The sequence below is a fragment of the uncultured Streptococcus sp. genome, from assembly GCF_905372115.1.
Taxonomy (GTDB): Bacteria; Bacillota; Bacilli; order Lactobacillales; family Streptococcaceae; genus Streptococcus.
Genome location: NZ_CAJPNR010000022.1, coordinates 1 through 18,938, shown reverse-complemented (window position 1 = coordinate 18,938; position 18,938 = coordinate 1). Strand labels below are relative to the sequence as shown.

Genomic DNA, 18,938 nt, shown 5'->3' with positions numbered 1-18,938 from the left:
CAAAAACTTCCCATATCCCTTTGGAATCCTTGCTAAATCATGCTATAATTGACTTATGAACGAAGCAAAACTAAAAGACGGAGAACGCGTCAACCAGCTCTTTTCGACGGATGTCAAGATTATTCAAAATAGTGAGGTCTTCAGCTATTCGGTAGACAGCGTGCTGCTTTCCCGCTTTCCCAAGCTGCCCCAGCGGGGGTTGATCGTCGATCTCTGTGCTGGAAATGGTGCTGTCGGACTTTTTGCCAGTACTCGCACCAAGGCTCAGATTTTGGCAGTCGAGATCCAGGAACGTCTGGCAGACATGGCTGAGCGCTCCATTGAGCTCAATGACTTGACCCAACAAATGCAGGTCATTCAGGACGATCTAAAAAACCTAGGACGCTATATCACTGGCAGCAAGGTTGATATGATTCTCTGTAATCCTCCATATTTCAAGGTTGACAAGAAATCCAATCTCAATGAAAGCCAGCACTACCTTCTAGCCCGCCATGAAATCTCAACCAATCTGGAAGAGATTTGCAAGATTGCCCAACGAGTCCTCAAATCCAACGGTCGGTTGGCTATGGTTCATCGGCCAGAACGCTTTTTGGATATTTTAGATACCATGCAAGCCCACAACCTGGCTCCCAAGCGCATCCAGTTTGTCTATCCAAAGCTGGGTAAAGAGGCCAATATGCTGCTTATCGAAGCAATTAAAGATGGTTCTCGCGACGGTCTTAAAATCCTGCCCCCTCTCTTTATTCACAATCAGGACGGCAGCTACACTCCGGAGATTCACGAGATTTACTATGGAAAATAAAGCCTATATGTACGTGCTTGAATGCGGGGACGGATCCCTCTATACCGGCTACACAACAGATGTCCAAGCCCGACTCAAAAAGCATCAAGCCGGCAAAGGCGCCAAATACACTCGCGCTCGCCTGCCAGTTACATTACTTTACCAAGAGGAACACCCTAGCAAGCCTGCTGCCATGTCGGCTGAAGCACTCTTTAAAAAGAAAACTAGACAAGCCAAACTGGCTTACATCAAAGAAAGGACTCAAAATGCCTGAAATCCAGTTTAAAGGCGACTTTCATCATATCGAAATTTCCCCAGATAGCCAGCTTGATATCGGTCAAGATGTCGTCTTCCAATCTTTTACCAGCCTCAGTGTAGCCAGCAGAGCACAACTCAAACTAGGAAACCGGGTTTTCTTTAACGATCACTGCACTGTCCGCTGTCAGCACTCTATCGAAATCGGGAAAGACACTATGTTTGGCGATGGGGTCCGCATTTTTGACCATAATCATCAGTATTCTAATTACCATATTGAGAAGATTGATTTTACTGTTGCGCCGGTTAAGATTGGAGCAAACTGCTGGATTGGGGCTAATACTGTGATTCTCAAAGGTGTGACCATTGGTGATAATGTCATCATTGGAGCCAACAGTTTGATTTTCCAGGATATTCCCAGCAACTCTATCGCCATGAGCAAGGAAGAGCTTATCATTAAGGAGCGTCCACAGGGCAATTTCCATGCCTTCACGCTGACAGCTTCTGATACCTTGGAACAATTGGCTTATTTAGCAGAAAATCTGCCAGACTTGGAATTTCACATTGCTGCTAAGACCAATATTTCTCCTTACTTAGCCAGCTTTAAGGATTATCCTAATATCAACCTCTACACCAATATTCACCAAGATGACTTTATTGAGGATTTGCTCGATAGGACGGATATTTACTTGGATATCAATCACTGGGGAGAGGTCGACCAAATTGTCCAAAGGGCCATCAGCAAGGGGAAGCCAGTTTTAGCTTTCAGCCAAACTGCCCACCAGCCTGAAGAAAATACTTTACTTTTCGAATCGGACCAACCCCAGCAAATGGCTGATGAAATACGAAAATTATTGAAAGAAAAGTCTAGGACATAAAGGTCCTAGACTTTCTTTTGCAGTCGATATGCATTTTATTAACTTTATTCACCAGCAATGCCATTTGGAATGATAACTTCCTTGAGCAGCTGCTCTTCTTCCTTGATACGGACATAGAGGGTGATACAGTAGAGCGGGAAGAGGATAAAAAGAGCAAAGTAAGCATGACTGAGTAAGGCCAAGCCCACCAATTCTGGTACAACATTCAGGAAATAATTAGGATGTTTGACATTGCGAAAGAGCCAGTGGTCAACAAACTTATGATCCTTAACCAGCATAAGCTTGATGGTCCAAACTGGTCCTAAAAGCTTGGCAACAAGGTAGAGCATAAACATAGAAAAGAGCAACAACACAGCTCCCAGTAGGCTCACAAAGTCAAAAGCTGGCTTCTTCAGCAGCAATTCCAGAAAGCAAACCGCATAAAAAAGCATGTGCAGGTACTTCATGATATTTGAGTTTTTCACCCCGTACTCCATGCCACCCTTGGCCAGAATATCCTGCTCATTCTGAGAGGATTTCCTCAAAAACACCAAACGAAAAAGCGACACAGCCACAAAAATCACTATATTGATTGTCATAAGACCTCCTAAAATTTAATAATACATTTTATTATATAAGGAATTCCGCGGCAAAGTCAAGACTGTTGTTTACAAAATCGACCAAGATATAAAAAAGCTGCGACTAGAATTTCTAGACAAATTCCCAGTCACAACCTCTATAAAATATTTATTTGAAGCAAGTTTCTCTCACCGGTCAGACATCACAAAATTTCAACATAAGTGCTGTATTTTTCCTTGACTTTCGGAGCGATATTATCGTCCGTCACAACTGCACTGAGGTTGTCCAGCCGGTAAAAAGAGTAGAAAGAATAGCTGTCAAACTTGCTGTTATCGGCTACAATGTATTTGCTGATGGCATTGTTAAGGATAATCGCGTCGCCGTTGCCTTCCTCTTCATTGCTGGTCGTAACATTATGACCGTCAATGCCATTCGCCCCAATAAAGGCCTTGGAAACCTTGATTTCTTTCAAAAGATTATTGGCAAACTGACCTACAAAGGTTTGAGTCTTAGCCCGATAGCGTCCGCCAATCAGAATTAAATCTAAATTGGCTCTTTCTTTTAATTTTTCAAAAATTGGCAGCGAATTGGTGACAATGCTGATATTTTTGCCATCCAAATAGTCTCCGATAAAATCCGTTGTGGTACCTGACCCAATAAAGACCGTATCCCCGTCAGCAATCAAATCCGCACATTTACGGGCAATCTGCTTCTTCTCCTCAACATTCAGCATTTGCTTTTCTGAGTGGGAAATCTCGTTGAGAGCATTCTTGACCTTCTTATGGGCTCCGCCATGCACGCGGGTCAGCATGCCCTGCTTCTCCAAATCAATCAAATCCCGACGGATGGTCATATCCGTGACACCCAGCATTTCTTTGAGGTTTTTGACAGCAACCACACCTGTTTGATCCAGTTCTTGCAGAATGATTCTATGTCTACTTTCTTTCATTTTACATTCTCCTTTTGCTCCTGAATTTCTTACAGACTCACCTTCACCTTATTATACAACAGTTCCAGCTTATAAACAAAGATTTGTGAATTTTTTTATTTTAAATAGCTGATATGTTGAATTTTGATGTCGAAATTAGTTGAAATACTTTGAATCCTGTTCTATAGAAAAAACACCAGAAACAGTTCACAGCAGAAATAAGGGGGATATAATTTACTTTGACAAACAGGACTGCTTCAATCAGCATGATTAAGGAAACTAAATTGGCTCATACTTATATTTCTGCAGGACTGAGAATAAGAAGATTTATTGAACAAACAAAAAGAGAGAACTTGCATTCTCTCTCGACGCTAAAATTGCCGCTAACTCTAGTTAACAACCCGCCTTATTTATCACCCTTGTTACGGATGACAAAGCCGGTTTTCTTTTCGCTAGAAGTATTGCGTGGCTTCTTGTGGTCCTTGCGGTAGCGATTTTCTTTGTCAAAACGCTCGTCTTTGCGACCTTTCTTAAATTGATCGCGACGGACACCTCGGTCACGGCGATTGTCATTGCTGCGACGGTTATTATTTCCGCCACGACTGCCCTTGCCTTTTCCGCCAAAGCCACCTCCAGACGGTTTAAATGGCAATGGTTTTTCACGGGCAATTTCTACTTCAGGAAGGGCATCTGGATCCTGCACCGTCAAGCTGAGGATATACATAGCCAGCTCTTCTGGGCTGAATTCTGCTGCCAGCTTGCGGGCATCCTTGCCAAATTTCTCAAAGTTAGAACGGATGCTTTCGTCAGCAAAATCGCGTTCAATCTTCTTAAGAGCAACTTTTTTCTTAGCTTGGAAAGCTTCCTCTGCAGTCGCTGGCTTAAGGCCTTTCATACGCTTCTTGGTCAGATTTTCGATGATCTGCAGATAGCCCATTTCATTTGGCGCTACGAAAGTGATAGACTGACCTGACTTACCAGCACGACCAGTCCGACCAATCCGGTGAACATAGCTTTCTGGATCCTGCGGAATATCGTAGTTGTAGACGTGGGTCACACCAGAAATGTCCAATCCACGCGCGGCCACATCTGTCGCCACCAAGACATCCAGATTGCCGTTTTTAAAGTCGCGCAGAACGCGGAGGCGCTTGCCTTGGTCCAAATCACCATGGATACCCTCTGCTCGGAAACCGCGGATTTTCAGACCGCGAGTCAGCTCATCCACCCGGCGCTTGGTCCGGCCAAAGACGATTGACAGCTCTGGCTGCTCCACATCCATCAGGCGGGTCATGGTATCAAATTTTTCATTTTCTTTGACACGGATATAATACTGGTCTACCAGCTCTGTCGTCAGCTCTTTAGCAGCAATCTTGACATGCTCAGGCTCCTTCATGAACTTAACACCGATACGCTTAATAGCATCCGGCATGGTCGCTGAAAAGAGCAAGGTCTGACGTTCTTCTGGTACTCGTGAAATGATAGACTCAATATCTTCCAAAAAGCCCATGTTAAGCATTTCATCCGCTTCGTCCAAGATTAAAGTTTCAATCTGATTCAGCTTAAGCGCCTTGCGTTTGATCAAGTCCAAGAGACGGCCAGGTGTTCCTACTACGATATGAGCACCAGATTTGAGGGCCTTGATTTGCTTTTCGATGCTGGAGCCACCGTAGACAGAACGCACCTTGACACCCTTGCTACGGCCAAAACGGAAAAGCTCTTCCTGACTCTGCACAGCCAATTCACGGGTCGGAGCGATAATCAAAGCCTGCACAGCAGGATTATCTGTATCAATCTTCTCTAGAGTTGGAAAGCCAAAGGCTGCTGTCTTTCCTGTCCCTGTCTGGGCCTGACCAATGACATCCTTACCTGCCATAGCAAGTGGAATCGTCTGCTCTTGAATAGGGCTTGCTTCTACAAAGCCAGCTTTTTCAATCTCTGCTAATAATTCAGCAGATAAATGTAATTCATTAAATTTCAATGTTCTTCTTCTTTCTAAAGGCGGTGCGAAGCCACCTTATAAGGCTTTTGATACTCAACTATCGAAACATACCAAGCACTTGTTGCTTGTTAAATCTCGATTTTCTGAGAGTATTCGCTCTTCTCTTCATAAATATGGTCTCTCAAGTCCAGGCACTAAAAAAGCGCCGACTCGGTCGCTAGTTCCCACTGAATAGAAAAACTGTATTTCTGCAACTAATCTAGTATACCACAAAAGCACCTAAAAAGATAGGACTTGCTTGTAAAATATTTTATTAGAGATTCTTTTGTAAAAAATGAAAACTTGAAAATCATTTTCAAAAACATTATAATCTACAAAGAAGAAAGGAGACATGTATGAATAAATTTTTACGAGTGACTTTCATTTTATTGATCTTAGCTATGCTGGGCGCGGCTATGATCCAGATATTCCAGCCCCAGCTCTTGGGCAATGAGTCCATCTATGGTCTAGCTCCCTACTGGCAGCGGGAAATTGGTTTCTGGAATCTGGCTATTCTGCCTTTAGTCATTGCCACCAACATAAAGTATGATTGGTTCTATCTACGTATGACTTTGCTAGCACTGATTCTGGGCGGGCTGGGCTTTGGCACCAACCATCTGCTAGGCTATCTGGAAAAGGCCAATCAAGCCAACCTACTGGGCTGGATTGAAAATTATCTGCTAGTTTTCTGTTGGATCATCGGCTGGGGACTGGAATATCGAAAAAGACAAAAAAGTGATGAAGAGGCTTCCTAAATAGACAGCTTCTCCATCGCTTTTTTCTTCATTATGAACACTTCTCTATATTAGCCAGTAGCTCCTCGGCAAATTGACTAGTGGTCAAAGCCGGCACCCCTTCCAGCTGACTGGCAAAATCGCCTGTCACTTTTTGCTCAAAGAGAGCCTTCTCAATAGCCTTAGTCAGGAGCTGAGAGACCTCTGACCAACCAATGTAATCAAAGAGCATGGCTCCCGATAAGAGAAGAGAACAAGGATTAGCCCTGTTTTGACCCGCTATATCTGGCGCCGTCCCATGAGTAGCTTCAAAAATAGCATGACCAGTCTCGTAATTGATATTGGCCCCTGGCGCAATGCCAATCCCGCCCACCTGAGCAGCCAAGGCATCGCTGGCATAATCACCATTTAGATTGGTTAAGGCAACAACATCAAATTTCTCGGGATAGAGCAAAATCTGTTGCAGAAAATTATCTGCAATGACATCCTGAATGATTAGTTTTCCAGAAGCTAGCTCATCCGCATACTCTCTTTGAACTAGCTCATAGCCCCATTTCCGAAAACCACCCTCTGTAAATTTCTGGATATTGCCCTTGTGAACCAGAGTGACACACCTTAGTCCTTTGGCTAGCGCATAGTCAATAGCTGCCCGTATCAGCCGCTCACTGCCCTGCTTAGAGATAGGCTTGATCCCAATAGCAGAGCTTTCTGGGAAGCGAATCTTGTCAACCTGCATATCCTCCTGCAGGAAATCGATAACTTTTTGGACTTCAGCCGTTCCACTCTCCCACTCAATCCCTGCATAGATGTCTTCTGTATTTTCCCGAAAAATCGTAATGTCAGTCTTCTCTGGGTGCTTGAGCGGACTGGGAACTCCCTTGAAATAACGAACTGGCCGCAGGCAGGCGTAAAGATCCAATTCCTGTCTCAGGGCCACATTCAAGGAACGAATCCCTTCTCCGACTGGGGTTTCTAGCGGACCCTTAACAGCCACTAGATGGCTCTTAATCATTGTCAGTGTTTCATCCGGTAGCCAGTTACCCGTCAGGTCCGCCGCTTTTTTCCCAGCCAAAACTTCCTTCCAAACAACCTTTCTCTGGCCGCCATAAGCCTTTTCCACTGCCTTATCAAAGACCAGCTGGGCATTTTTCCAGATATCAATCCCAATCCCGTCACCTTGGATGTAAGGAATAATAGGAGCATCCGGTACCTGCAACCGCCCTTTCTCAAGCAAAATCTTATCTGCCATTTTATCTCCTTCCAATGGGAAGATACTCCAAACCTTGAGCACCAATATAGTTAGAACGCGGCCGAATCAGCTTATTGTTCTTGCGCTGTTCCTGAATATGGGCAATCCAGCCAGCCACCCGACTCATAGCAAAAATCAGGGTGTAGATACTGCTGTCAATGCCCAACACATGGTAAACCGTAGCCGAATAAAAATCGACATTCGGTATCAGGTGCTTGGTATGCTTCATATAGGCTTCAATTTCCTCTGAAAGCTGATACCAGACCTCGTCCTTGGTTCCCTGTGTCAAGTCCTTGGCCATTTGACGCAGGTATTTTTCACGTGGATCCTGTGTCTTGTAAACCCGGTGACCAAAGCCCATAATCTTCTCGTGAGAGGCCAGCTTGCGGTCTAGGTAGGCTTGGCAATCCCCTTCCTCTCTGATCTCTTTCAGCATATCAAAGACACATTCATTAGCACCTCCATGAAGGGAACCCTTGAGCGCTCCAACAGCTGCTGTCACGCAGGAATAAATATCGGTCAAGGTTGAGGCGCAGACTCGAGCAGCAAAGGTTGAAGCATTGAGTTCATGGTCGGCATGGAGCACCAAGGCACAGTTGAAGGCTTTGACCTCAAGCTCACTAGCCTCTTGTCCTTTGAGCATATAGAGGAAATTAGCCGCGAATCCCAAATCCTCCCGGGGCTCTATTGGAGTCTGACCCGACCTCAGTCTTGCAAAAGCCGCAATAATGGTCGGCATCTTTGCCATAAGCTGGATGCTCTGCTCATAGGTCGCTTCCAGAGAAGCTTCCTCAGCATGGACATTATAAACACCCAAAAGACTGACCGTTGAGCGCAAGACACTCATGGGATGAAGGTGCTTGCGGGACTGGATGAGAATACACTGCTCCACCGCATCGCTAATGGCATAATTAGCTCGCAGATCTTCTTCAAAATGCTTAAGCTCAATCTGAGTTGGCAAATGCAAATGCCACAGCAGATAAATCACCTCTTCAAAACTCGCATGGTGCTCAACCAATTCAGAAATATTGTAGCCTGCATAAGACAAAGAATCATCCACAATCTGGCTAATCCTGGTATCACAGGCAATGGTATTTTTCAAACCGTCCGTCTGACTCATGCTCACACCTCCTCTAATTTCTTTCTAACGACCATGGGCAAAATCCCCCCATTTTCATAGTAACGGATATCCGCCTCTGCATCAAAGCGCAGCCGAGCTTGAAAAGCTATTTCTTCAACACCTTTCCGAGCTATCACATCAACTAGCTGACCAACTTGAGGATTCTGTGGCAGATTGATGTCGAAAGTCTCCTTGCCTGTTAAGCCCAGACTAGCCGCATCTTCGCCATCTAGATACTGCAGAGGAAGAATCCCCATCATGACCAGATTGGACCGGTGGATGCGCTCAAAACTCTCTGCCAGCACCACCTTGACACCCAAAAGATTAGCCCCCTTAGCTGCCCAATCACGGCTGGAGCCCATACCGTAGTCTTTGCCAGCTAGGACAATGGTGTCAATTTGCTCTTCTTTGTAACGCATGGCCGCCTCATAAATGGATAGCAGCTCTCCTTTATAATCTGTGTAACCACCAATTTTCCCATCCGCCAGTTCATTTTTAATCCGAATATTGGCAAAAGTCCCCCGCATCATAACCTCATGATTACCCCGACGGCTTCCATAGGAATTAAACTCTTGGTAATCCACTCCGTGCTCCATTAAATAGGAAGCTGCTGGGCTGTTTCTGGCAATATTTCCTGCTGGGGAGATATGGTCTGTCGTCACCGTATCCCCAAATTTTGCCAGCACAGCAAGATTTTTCAGTGGCTGAATGACTAAATCATCAGCCAAGCCATCAAAGTAAGGTGGATTTTGAATATAGGTCGAAGCCTGATTCCACTGATAATTTTGAGAAGAGGCTGTCGGAATCTGATTCCATTTTTCATTGTCGTCAAACACATGAGCATATTCTTTTTCAAAAAGCTGACGCGTCACATATTTTTGAACATAATCGGCAACCAAGTCGTGCTCCGGCATCAAATCCATCAAATAAACTGGCTGCCCATTTTGATCATAACCCAACGGCTCACTGGTCAGATCGATATTGGTATTTCCAGCTAGAGCATAGGCAACTACCAAGGGCGGACTAGCTAGGAAATTGGCCTTGACTAGAGGATTGATCCGTCCTTCAAAATTGCGATTGCCTGAAAGAACAGCACTAGCCAGCAAGTCAGTATCCGTAATCGCCTGAGCCACTTCCGGTCGGAGATCGCCTGAATTTCCGATACAAGTGGTGCAGCCATAACCGACAAGATTAAAACCAAGCTGATCCAGATAGGACTGAAGACCACTCTTCTTGAGATAGCCTGTGACCACCTTGCTGCCCGGAGCCAAAGAAGTCTTAACCGTCTTTGAAACACGTAAGCCTTTTTCTACTGCTTTCTTGGCTAAAAGCCCCGCAGCCATCAGGACATAGGGATTGGATGTATTGGTACAGCTAGTAATGGCAGCGATAGCCACATGGCCAGTCTTAATCGTCTCCTCATGGTCAGAAAACTGAACCACTGCAGACTTTTCCAGCTCGCTCTCATCTAGCCCAAAGCCTCGGACCCCCGCTTCCCTGACTAAACTAGCTTGAAATTCTTCTTTAGCAGCTGTTAATTCAATCAAATCTTGGGGTCGCTTGGGGCCTGAGATGCTCGGCACAATGCTGGACAAATCAATTTCGACTACCTTGGTATAGTTCGGCTCAACCCTTTCATCATAGAAAAGGTGATTTTTTTGAGCGTAGAGACGGGTTAGCTCGACATGATCTTCTGATCGATTGGTCAGACGCATGTAATTGAGCGTTTCCTCATCTATCGGAAAATAACCACAGGTAGCTCCGTATTCCGGCGCCATATTAGCCACCGTTGCCCGGTCAGCCAGACTTAGATTAGACAAGCCAGGCCCAAAGAACTCAACAAATTTGCCAACAACATTTTCCTGCCGCAAGATTTGCGTGACCTTTAAAGCCAAATCCGTCGCTGTCGCAATCTTAGGCAGCTTGCCCAACAGACGAACACCAATCACCTCAGGAACAGGGAAATAAGAAGCCTCACCCAGCATGGCAGCCTCGGCCTCAATCCCACCAACTCCCCAGCCCAGAACACCGATCCCATTAATCATGGTCGTATGACTGTCCGTTCCAAACATGCTGTCCGGATAGAGTTGGCCATCCTTTTCGATGATGACATCACTGAGAAATTCGATATTGACCTGATGGATAATTCCTGTAGCAGGAGGAACTGCCCGATAATTATCAAAGGATTTTTCTGCCCACTTGAGAAATTCGTAGCGCTCATTATTGCGGACAAACTCTTGGTTCATATTGGCTTCCAGAGCTGTGTCACAGCCGTAAAAGTCCACCTGAACACTATGATCAATGACTAAATCAACTGGAATTTCTGGATTAATCAGATCCGCCCGACCACCCTGGCCGACAATAGCATCACGCATACTAGCCAAATCTACTACGACAGGAACACCCGTAAAATCCTGGAGAATAACTCGGCTTGGTTTAAAAGGAACTTCTCCGCTTGGTGATTTAGCTTGATAATGCATCAAAGACCTAATGTTATCTTTTGTTACGTCAATGCCATCTTCCTTACGAAGAACACTTTCTAATAATATGCGAATAGAATAAGGAAGTTCTTTTATATCCCCTCCTAGTGGAGCCGAGGCTTTCCCAAGGTCTTTGTATTGGTATATTTTGCCTTTATAATTTAAATCGCTTAGGTATTCTGCCATATTTCTACCCCTCACTTATTTTAAATTGTTTTATATTATACTTTATTATGAAATTTTATGCAATAAAAATTATAATTTTTATGTTATATTTTATAACACAAAATAACAGTTTTTTTAATACAGGCAAACTGTACTAATAATTATTTTTCCCAAGCACAAAAAAACAAGCACCATTCTCGGTGCTTGTTATAGGGAAAATAATTTCAAATATTTACTTCTTATTGGCCAGCCATTTAAGAAGCTTAGTCAGAAGTCCCCAGATGATCAAACTAATGACAACAATATAAATCCAAGCATTTTTATCATTAGACAAAGGCAGAGGAACATTCATACCAAAGAAACCAGTGATAACTGCAAGCACTGCCAGAAGGACCGAAATAATGGTCAGGACAGTCAAATTGTCATTCAGATTGTTGTTCAGGATATTATTGTAGGAGCCAGAGAGCTGGCTGAGAACTTGAGCAATCAGATCTGTCATGGAGACGAGCTGACGAGCCTCAATCATAGCATCCTCAAACTGCTCAGTTTCTAATTCATCAAAACGTCGGTAAATGCCATGACTTTTGATATGCTCTAGGAGCATGCGATTCTGCTTCGCTGCAGCAACTAGATAGACCATAGAAGTTTCCAAGTCAGACAGGGCAAAAAGATGCTTTTTAGTAGTGGTCTGACGCAGAAGAGCATTAATCTCATCCTTGCGCTTGTCCATCCGCTCAACAACCGGATAGTAAGAATTGGAGATCAGCTCTAGACTAGCAAAGAGAAACTTATAGACTGATACTGGCTCATGGCGCTCAGTATAAGCCTTCATCATATTGACAACATAGGCATTGTCTTGGTTGCTGATCGTAATGAGCCGTTTCTGTTGCACCACAAAGGTCATAGGAATCGTCTCATAATATTCCTTATCTGTCGCTAGATTAAGGACATTGTAGATAAAGACAACTGTTCCATTCTCACGATTGTAGTCCATGTGAGCCCGCTCGTTCTTATCGAGCGCATACTCGATGGTCTCTTTATCAATTTCATAATCCTGATAAATCCGGGCGTTCTTTTTGAAACTATCTGAGTCAATGTTGATCCAGACAGATTGATCTTTTAATTTTCTTTCCAGAAACATGGAACTCCTTTCTATGAGGTAGAATGATTCTCTAATAAACTAGCACCCAACTTCATAAACTCTTCCTGCAAGTAAATATGCAATGTCGAAGCACAAAACCAATCAAATCAACTGCCTCGCCTGACGAGATTAGTCAAGTGGCTAGCAAGGGGCCAACAGAACTCGGCCTTAGTAACTTTAGTTTGTTATACAATCACAATAATCCCATTCACTACGACACGAAGAGGCGAAAACGATTATTTTTTCGCCGATGAGTTAGTAAGGCAGTTAGCTGGTCTATACAATAGCGCCTAGCGTCTAACAAGTAGGAACTTTAGTTCCATTTGTTGGTACTGAGTTACATCCTCTCTTCCAGTTTGACATCTGGATACTTGTCCGCGAACCAGCGCAAGGCAAAGTCGTTTTCAAAGAGGAAGACTGGCTGATCAAAGCGGTCTTTAGCCAGAATGTTACGGCTAGAAGACATGCGCTCGTCCAGATCATCTGGTGAAATCCAACGGACAGTCTTTTTGCCCATAGGATTCATGACCACTTCAGCATTGTATTCATTTTCCATGCGGTGCTTGAAGACCTCAAACTGGAGCTGACCAACAGCACCCAGCATGTACTCGCCTGTCTGGTAGTTGGTATAAAGCTGGATGGCTCCCTCTTGTACCAGCTGCTCAATCCCCTTATGGAAGGATTTTTGCTTCATGACATTCTTAGCCGAAACCTTCATAAAGATCTCTGGAGTAAAAGTTGGCAGAGGTTCAAATTCAAACTTATTCTTGCCTACAGTCAAGGTATCACCGACCTGATAAGTCCCTGTATCATAAACCCCGATAATATCACCAGCTACAGCATTGGTCACATTTTCCCGACTCTCAGCCATAAACTGGGTAACATTGGATAGCTTGGCAGACTTGCCAGTGCGAGGCAGATTAACACTCATACCGCGCTCGAACTCGCCAGAAACGATACGAACAAATGCGATACGGTCGCGGTGGCGCGGGTCCATATTGGCCTGAATTTTAAAGACAAAGCCTGAAAAGTCTGGACTGAGTGGCTCGACTACCTCGCCATCTGTCTTCTTGTGACCATGTGGTTCCGGAGCAAACTTAAGGAAAGTCTCAAGGAAGGTCTGTACCCCAAAGTTGGTCAGGGCTGAACCAAAGAAGACTGGTGTCAGCTTACCGGCCAAAATCGCTTCTTCCGAGAATTCATTTCCAGCTTCGCTCAAGAGCTCAATGTCTTCCTTAACTTGCTCATAGAAAGGGTTAGAAGCAAACAGTTGGTCACCTTCTGCCAGAGTCGCAAAGCGCTCCTCGCCCTTATAAAGCTCCAGCCGCTCATTGTAAAGGTCATAAAGACCTTCAAAGCTCTTACCCATGCCAATCGGCCAATTCATCGGATAGCTAGCAATGCCCAAAATCTCTTCTAGTTCTTCCAGCAAGTCCAAGGGCTCGCGACCGTCACGGTCCAGCTTGTTCATAAAAGTGAAGACTGGAATATTCCGATGCTTGACAACCTCAAAGAGCTTCTTGGTCTGAGCTTCAATACCCTTAGCCGAGTCAATAACCATGACCGCAGCATCCACTGCCATCAAGGTTCGATAAGTATCTTCTGAGAAGTCCTCGTGCCCTGGTGTATCCAGAATATTGACCCGCTTACCATCGTAGTCAAACTGCATGACAGAGGAAGTCACTGAAATCCCCCGCTGCTTCTCAATATCCATCCAGTCCGACTTGGCAAAGTTACCAGTTTTTTTCCCCTTGACTGTCCCAGCCTCACGAATCTCGCCCCCGAAGTAGAGCAACTGCTCCGTAATAGTCGTCTTCCCCGCGTCTGGGTGGGAGATAATGGCAAAGGTTCGGCGTTTCTTAATTTCTTCGTGTAAAGTCATCTTCTTCTCTTTCTTTCATTTAGGATAATGGTGAATCTTAGTATTTGTTTTTTTATTTTACATCGGAGTATTCCAATCCTTTCAACCTACCTATTATAGCGGATTTAGCGCTTTTTTTCAATTATCTTAGAAAGATAAAAAATCGCCCATCCGAGCGATTCTATTCTCCTATGTCAATGAAATTTCCTTTAAATCTGACAATGACACTGTTAAAGGGAAAATCCCAGAGAGTAAGATTAAAACCAGTAAATAGAGCAGGCGTTTTTTTCTGGTTTCCAGTTCTTCTTTCTCTTCAGCTGTCATGGAAAAAATGGCCTTATCCCGTTTCAAGAGATAGAGGTTCAAACTATCCGCAAGCCTTAAGAAAGCCCAAAATCCGGGGTATTTCATTCCGCGAACAGAAGCGTCTAGTTGAACCAGCTTAAAGAGTTGATAGACAAACAGTCCATTTGTTACTAGAAGCAAAGCAAGTCATGATAAGGCTTTCTAATTAAAAAAATCCTGCCACATTAACTTGACAGGAGCTGTAAATTTGAAGTGAATCAATTTCGGACCAGACTTAACTTCTTTTTCCAGCGTTTCTTAAACAAGATATCAAAGAGAACCAGAGCCAGAGAAAGGATGACCGACACAAGAAGGTACTTTATCCATAGGGGGGCGTTAGGGATAAAAGGCGGACTTTTTAGCAGACCGTAATTACCTCCGGTCACTTGATTAACGCCGACTAGGAAAAGATTGAGTCCAAATGTGTAAGCTACAATCATGTATTTCTTGAGCAGGCTCTTGTCATAGTGATTCATCAGATAAATCAAGGAATTAACCAAGAGGGCATAGTGGCCAATTAAGAAAGAAATGCTGGTAATGTGCGGGAAATCATAGGGGTCAAAGACTGGGTAGCCCAAGGCAAAGACCGCTCCGCTGGCTCCTAAAAGAGCAAAATACTGCTTGCTGCGCCATTTGTCTGGCAGAAAAACTACAGCAAACATCGCCAGGCGGCAATGATAAAAGGGCAGGCTATTGGTAAAGGGAATCCGAAAACCAAAATACCAGCTATAAAGCATCAGCAGCTGGGCAATCTGAATCCACTTAAAAGCCTTGACAAAACGCGGATTATCATGGTATTTGAGCGAGCTCCAAATAGACAGCAAGACCAGAGCAATCATCACGGCATACCATAAAATCGAGATAGGCGGTGCCACCGTTTTTGTCGTAGTTAAAAAATCTTTCATAAATCCTCCGTTAGATAATTAAGTTAGGGTGACTGTCTTGGTCTGCTCCACGCGCTTAAAAATGTCAGAAGCCAAGCAAACTGCTGCACTTAAGACGATTGAGACAAGCAGATAATTGAGCAGGAGTCCGTGATTGCCGACAAGCGGCGGATCTGTGAGAAATCCATAAGATCCCTTTGTCAACATATTGATAACAAGCAAAAAAGCATTCATCAGAAAGGTCGTCCACACCACTCGCTGCCAGCTCATAGAGAAAGTATGATAATATCTGAAAAGATAAATCAAACAGTTTCCCAAGAGCGCTAGATGACCGATAATAAAGGACAAAATAGTGATATGGGGAAAAGGGTAAGGATCAAAAATCGGATAAATGAAAGCTACAATTGATCCAAAAGTCCCCAAAAGTGCAAAATAAAATTTATACACTGAGCGATTAGGCAGAAACATCAAGGCAAACATAGCCATTCTGCAATGATAAAAAGGCAGACTCTCAGACAGCGGGGCAGCAGTCAGCATATACCAAGAATAGAGGCCTATCAGCTGGCAAGCTTGCATCCCGACAAATAGCTGCTGGTAAGGCTTCCGATTGTAGTAGCGATAGGAAAGCCAGATAATCGCAAAGACCAGCCCCAAAAGAACAAAATACCAAAGTCCTAGCTGAGGCGGTTCGGTTTTATAGGTTGTAAACATATCTCTTATTCCCATCTCCTAGGCTCCCATTCTAATATAAGGTTTGAACAAGGCTGAGTTTGCCTGTTTTTGCAATAATTTCTAGCTTTTTCAGACAAAAAGTATCCCAGAAACTTACTTAACTAATCCAAATACTGTTCTCTGTCTCCTTGATAAATCTCCCAAAGGATTTCCAACTGTTCTTTTGTCGTCCTCTTAGAAGATAATTCTGGTAAAGATTGGATATCAAAGAAGGCTAACTCTTCTATTTCTGCATTAGGCTGAAAATCTCCATCCTCTATCTGACACTCGAAGACCAGTTTAGCATATTGCTTACTCTGAAATTGAAATTTATTAGTATCAAAAATTGCAAGCAGACGAGAAACTGAAACATTAAATCCCGTTTCTTCTTGGACTTCCTTGACGATATTTTCCTTAGGAGATAGGCCGACTTCACAAAAGCCGCCAGGTAAAGCCCAAGTTTTCTCATTTTTACCCTTGACTAAACAGACTTTTCCGTCTCGAACCAGTACAGCTCGGACATCAATCAAAGGAGTGGAATAAAAATCCGTTGGGCGCAACAGCTCTGCCAATTCTTTCCCATCCAAATCTGACCAATCAGCCAGGAGGTGTCCCAAAAGCTGACGGAGTTCTAAGTAACGCTCTCGATCAAATTCATCACGAGTAAATGCCAGTCCTGTCTCTGTAATAGAAAGGAGACGTTGAATGATTTTTGCAGTTTCTTTAGTTTCCATCTTCCAAGTCCTCTACCAGCTTAGCCAGATTCATAGAATTGCTGCCTTTGAGAAGGATTTGGTCGGCAGGGGTCAGACTCTCTCTGACAGCTTGTGTCAGCTGTTCAAACTGGTCTTTCTCGTCATTTTTGATAAAGTAATGCACCTTGCCTGGAGGGTAGATTTCCTTGGCATAGTCATAGAGTGCTTCCATATCCTGTCCATAGAGGAAAAGGTCGGTCACAATTTCTGGATTGAGGCTGGTAATCATCGAGCCATGCATGGACTTAGAGTCCGCTCCCAGCTCTTTCATATCCGCCAGCACCGCTAATTTTCGTCCGCCCGGATTGGCCGGAATGGTCGAGAAAGTCTCAAGAATCAAGCGCATGGCTGTTGGGTTGGCATTGTAGACATCCGATAAAATATCTGCGCCATTGCCAGCTTTCTTCCACTCCGTTCGATTGCGGGTCAGCTCCAGCTCAGAAAAGGCTTGAGCAATAGCCGCCTCAGATACCCCCTCCTGCAGAGCCGCATAGGCCGCAATCACGGCATTAGTTGCGTTGTACTTGCCAGTTACAGGCAGGTCAATCCTTTTCTCTAAAAAGTTGCAGTCAAAGCTCAAGCTGTCCTTGCGCTCTTCCAGACGCGTCAGGAAGATATCCGCATCAGGACCAAAGCGAACCAGTTTGCAGTCTGCTGGCAGAAATTCATTGACAATCTTATCCGCCGGAACGATCAAGAGACCGTCTTTTCTCAAGCCGTCCGCAATCTGCATCTTGCCTTGGGCAATCTCAGCTCGGCTGCCGAAAAATTCCAGATGGGCTTCTCCGACCAGAGTTACAATGCCTGTCTTAGGTTTGGCAAGTTCCGACAGGAGATGGATATCGCCCAAGTGGTCCTGCCCCATTTCTAAGACAAGTTTCTCTGTATTCTCAGGCATATGAAGAACCGTATAAGGCAGACCGATTTCGTTATTGTAATTACCTTGGGTCTTATAGGTCTTGTAAGTGGTTGCTAGTAGCTGGGCCAACATATCCTTGGTCGTCGTTTTGCCATTGGAACCTGTCACTGCCAGCACATCCACTTGCTTCTTTTCCAGATAGTACTGGGCCAAGCGCTGGAAGGCCGTAAGGACATCATCGACCAAGATATAAGCCCCCTCAGCCACTGGACGCTCAGATAGGGTGGCAGCAGCTCCCTGAGCAAAGGCTGTTGGGATAAAGTCATGGCCATCACGCGCCCCCTTGAGTGGCACAAAAAGGTCACCCGACTCAATCAAGCGGCTGTCAAACTCAGCATTACTAAGCGCGACATTTTCAAACTGAGTCACATTATTTTTCGCAGACAGGACTTCTGCAATTTCATATAAATCTAATTTCATACTTCTTCCTCGTTTTTCGGTTTGCTCGCAAAAAGAAAGGACCGAAAATTTTCAGCCCCTCTATTATATCATATTTTAGAGAAGATGCGCCTCTCTCTTAGCAAATACCTCTTCAGCTAGACCAACTAACTTCTCAATCAAATCAGGATAGGCTAGCCCCATATTTTCCCAGAGCAGCGGATACATAGACCACTGGGTAAATCCTGGCATGGTATTGAGCTCATTGAGGAAAACCTGACCATCTTCAGCATAGAAGAAATCACAGCGGGACAGTCCCAGACCGCCCAGAGCTCGGAAAGCGGCCTCTGCATTTTGACGCATCAGGCTCACCACTTCTTCTGGAATCTTGGCCGGAATATCCATGGTAATTTTATTATCAATGTATTTGGCTTCGTAGTCATAGAAAGCCACGTCCTTGACCACTTCTCCTGGCAGAGTACTCTTGACATCCACATTGCCCAGAAGCCCAACCTCAATCTCGCGAGCTGTCACGCCTTGCTCAACCAACACCCGGCTGTCGTATTTGAAAGCTAGGTCCAGAGAGGCACGCAGTTCTGCTTGGTTCTCCGATTTAGAAATGCCGACACTGGAACCCATATTAGAAGGTTTGGTGAAGACTGGATAGGTCAATTTCTCCTCAATTTCTTGGATTTTTTGCTCTAGATCCTCGCCATCGACCAGCGCCACATAAGGCACTTGGGCAATGCCTGCCGATTCCAGCACTCGCTTGGTCGTAATTTTATCCATAGCCAGGCCAGAAGATAAAATATTACAGC

18 protein-coding genes are annotated in these 18,938 nt (G+C 44.5%); 4 read left to right on the top strand and 14 right to left on the bottom strand.

Annotation, left to right across the window (positions count from 1 at the left end; translation table 11 throughout):
- Window positions 1–55: 55 nt before the first annotated feature.
- Genes QZ169_RS07185 through QZ169_RS07175 form a run of 3 tightly spaced genes read left to right on the top strand, consistent with a single transcriptional unit; the run spans window position 56 to window position 1,914 of the window.
- Window positions 56–802, top strand: a complete 747-nt coding sequence (locus QZ169_RS07185) for a tRNA1(Val) (adenine(37)-N6)-methyltransferase (RefSeq protein WP_002897979.1) — start codon at window positions 56–58, stop codon at window positions 800–802.
- A complete protein-coding gene (locus QZ169_RS07180; RefSeq protein ID WP_002896092.1) occupies window positions 792–1,055 on the top strand; it encodes a GIY-YIG nuclease family protein in 264 nt (87 codons plus the stop codon). The genes QZ169_RS07185 and QZ169_RS07180 overlap by 11 nt, the downstream gene beginning before the upstream one ends.
- Window positions 1,048–1,914, top strand: coding sequence for a DapH/DapD/GlmU-related protein (locus QZ169_RS07175; RefSeq protein WP_295505782.1), 867 nt, complete (start codon window positions 1,048–1,050; stop codon window positions 1,912–1,914). Before QZ169_RS07180 ends, QZ169_RS07175 begins: the two co-directional genes overlap by 8 nt.
- A 44-nt stretch (window positions 1,915–1,958) precedes the next feature.
- Here the strand turns inward: QZ169_RS07175 and QZ169_RS07170 are convergent, their stop codons facing one another.
- The 3 genes from QZ169_RS07170 to QZ169_RS07160 all read right to left on the bottom strand — a co-directional run bounded on the left by QZ169_RS07170 (window position 1,959) and on the right by QZ169_RS07160 (window position 5,378).
- The gene (locus tag QZ169_RS07170; RefSeq protein ID WP_002896094.1) at window positions 1,959–2,492 is read right to left on the bottom strand and encodes an isoprenylcysteine carboxyl methyltransferase family protein; all 534 of its coding nucleotides are present in this window, start codon (window positions 2,490–2,492) and stop codon (window positions 1,959–1,961) included.
- A gap of 182 nt (window positions 2,493–2,674) precedes the next feature.
- Entirely contained in the window at window positions 2,675–3,421 is a 747-nt protein-coding gene (locus tag QZ169_RS07165) for a DeoR/GlpR family DNA-binding transcription regulator (RefSeq protein ID WP_002897983.1), read from the bottom strand.
- 385 nt (window positions 3,422–3,806) lie between these two features.
- Window positions 3,807–5,378: a DEAD/DEAH box helicase gene (locus QZ169_RS07160; RefSeq protein ID WP_295505780.1), complete on the bottom strand. Its 1,572-nt coding sequence runs from the start codon at window positions 5,376–5,378 to the stop codon at window positions 3,807–3,809.
- A gap of 356 nt (window positions 5,379–5,734) precedes the next feature.
- On the opposite strand from QZ169_RS07160, the gene QZ169_RS07155 reads away from it, so the two are divergent.
- Window positions 5,735–6,133: a hypothetical protein gene (locus tag QZ169_RS07155; protein ID WP_295505777.1), complete on the top strand. Its 399-nt coding sequence runs from the start codon at window positions 5,735–5,737 to the stop codon at window positions 6,131–6,133.
- A gap of 31 nt (window positions 6,134–6,164) precedes the next feature.
- Here QZ169_RS07155 and icd read toward each other — a convergent pair whose 3' ends face one another.
- From icd to QZ169_RS07100, 11 genes are all read right to left on the bottom strand, one after another.
- The gene (icd, locus tag QZ169_RS07150) at window positions 6,165–7,376 is read right to left on the bottom strand and encodes an NADP-dependent isocitrate dehydrogenase (protein ID WP_295505775.1); all 1,212 of its coding nucleotides are present in this window, start codon (window positions 7,374–7,376) and stop codon (window positions 6,165–6,167) included.
- Window positions 7,363–8,481, bottom strand: coding sequence for a citrate synthase (locus tag QZ169_RS07145; protein WP_295505772.1), 1,119 nt, complete (start codon window positions 8,479–8,481; stop codon window positions 7,363–7,365). The genes icd and QZ169_RS07145 overlap by 14 nt, the downstream gene beginning before the upstream one ends.
- A gap of 2 nt (window positions 8,482–8,483) precedes the next feature.
- The gene (acnA, locus tag QZ169_RS07140; protein WP_295505769.1) at window positions 8,484–11,147 is read right to left on the bottom strand and encodes an aconitate hydratase AcnA; all 2,664 of its coding nucleotides are present in this window, start codon (window positions 11,145–11,147) and stop codon (window positions 8,484–8,486) included.
- A gap of 211 nt (window positions 11,148–11,358) precedes the next feature.
- A complete protein-coding gene (locus tag QZ169_RS07135) occupies window positions 11,359–12,267 on the bottom strand; it encodes a magnesium transporter CorA family protein (RefSeq protein WP_295505766.1) in 909 nt (302 codons plus the stop codon).
- Between the two features lie 337 nt (window positions 12,268–12,604).
- Window positions 12,605–14,149: a peptide chain release factor 3 gene (locus QZ169_RS07130; RefSeq protein ID WP_295505764.1), complete on the bottom strand. Its 1,545-nt coding sequence runs from the start codon at window positions 14,147–14,149 to the stop codon at window positions 12,605–12,607.
- Window positions 14,150–14,317: 168 nt separating this feature from the next.
- Window positions 14,318–14,614: a hypothetical protein gene (locus QZ169_RS07125; protein WP_295505756.1), complete on the bottom strand. Its 297-nt coding sequence runs from the start codon at window positions 14,612–14,614 to the stop codon at window positions 14,318–14,320.
- 77 nt (window positions 14,615–14,691) lie between these two features.
- Entirely contained in the window at window positions 14,692–15,378 is a 687-nt protein-coding gene (locus QZ169_RS07120; protein WP_295505754.1) for a TIGR02206 family membrane protein, read from the bottom strand.
- Between the two features lie 18 nt (window positions 15,379–15,396).
- On the bottom strand, window positions 15,397–16,083 hold the full coding sequence (locus QZ169_RS07115) for a TIGR02206 family membrane protein (RefSeq protein WP_295505752.1): 687 nt from the start codon (window positions 16,081–16,083) through the stop codon (window positions 15,397–15,399).
- 107 nt (window positions 16,084–16,190) lie between these two features.
- Window positions 16,191–16,802 (bottom strand): NUDIX hydrolase N-terminal domain-containing protein, encoded by a 612-nt coding sequence (locus QZ169_RS07110; RefSeq protein WP_295505750.1) that lies wholly within the window; start codon window positions 16,800–16,802, stop codon window positions 16,191–16,193.
- A complete protein-coding gene (gene murF / locus QZ169_RS07105; protein ID WP_295505748.1) occupies window positions 16,792–18,162 on the bottom strand; it encodes a UDP-N-acetylmuramoyl-tripeptide--D-alanyl-D-alanine ligase in 1,371 nt (456 codons plus the stop codon). Before murF ends, QZ169_RS07110 begins: the two co-directional genes overlap by 11 nt.
- Before the next feature lie 75 nt (window positions 18,163–18,237).
- On the bottom strand, window positions 18,238–18,938 hold a 701-nt coding region (locus QZ169_RS07100; RefSeq protein WP_295505746.1), incomplete at its 5' end, for a D-alanine--D-alanine ligase family protein.

Bases quoted from the DNA above. Each gene is read 5' to 3' on its own strand.
- QZ169_RS07185 (WP_002897979.1), top strand. From the start codon at position 56: ATGAACGAAGCAAAACTAAAAGACGGAGAACGCGTCAACCAGCTCTTT.
- QZ169_RS07180 (WP_002896092.1), top strand. From the start codon at position 792: ATGGAAAATAAAGCCTATATGTACGTGCTTGAATGCGGGGACGGATCC.
- QZ169_RS07175 (WP_295505782.1), top strand. From the start codon at position 1,048: ATGCCTGAAATCCAGTTTAAAGGCGACTTTCATCATATCGAAATTTCC.
- QZ169_RS07170 (WP_002896094.1), bottom strand. From the start codon at position 2,492: ATGACAATCAATATAGTGATTTTTGTGGCTGTGTCGCTTTTTCGTTTG.
- QZ169_RS07165 (WP_002897983.1), bottom strand. From the start codon at position 3,421: ATGAAAGAAAGTAGACATAGAATCATTCTGCAAGAACTGGATCAAACA.
- QZ169_RS07155 (WP_295505777.1), top strand. From the start codon at position 5,735: ATGAATAAATTTTTACGAGTGACTTTCATTTTATTGATCTTAGCTATG.
- QZ169_RS07145 (WP_295505772.1), bottom strand. From the start codon at position 8,481: ATGAGTCAGACGGACGGTTTGAAAAATACCATTGCCTGTGATACCAGG.
- acnA (WP_295505769.1), bottom strand. From the start codon at position 11,147: ATGGCAGAATACCTAAGCGATTTAAATTATAAAGGCAAAATATACCAA.
- QZ169_RS07135 (WP_295505766.1), bottom strand. From the start codon at position 12,267: ATGTTTCTGGAAAGAAAATTAAAAGATCAATCTGTCTGGATCAACATT.
- QZ169_RS07130 (WP_295505764.1), bottom strand. From the start codon at position 14,149: ATGACTTTACACGAAGAAATTAAGAAACGCCGAACCTTTGCCATTATC.
- QZ169_RS07120 (WP_295505754.1), bottom strand. From the start codon at position 15,378: ATGAAAGATTTTTTAACTACGACAAAAACGGTGGCACCGCCTATCTCG.
- QZ169_RS07115 (WP_295505752.1), bottom strand. From the start codon at position 16,083: ATGGGAATAAGAGATATGTTTACAACCTATAAAACCGAACCGCCTCAG.
- QZ169_RS07110 (WP_295505750.1), bottom strand. From the start codon at position 16,802: ATGGAAACTAAAGAAACTGCAAAAATCATTCAACGTCTCCTTTCTATT.
- murF (WP_295505748.1), bottom strand. From the start codon at position 18,162: ATGAAATTAGATTTATATGAAATTGCAGAAGTCCTGTCTGCGAAAAAT.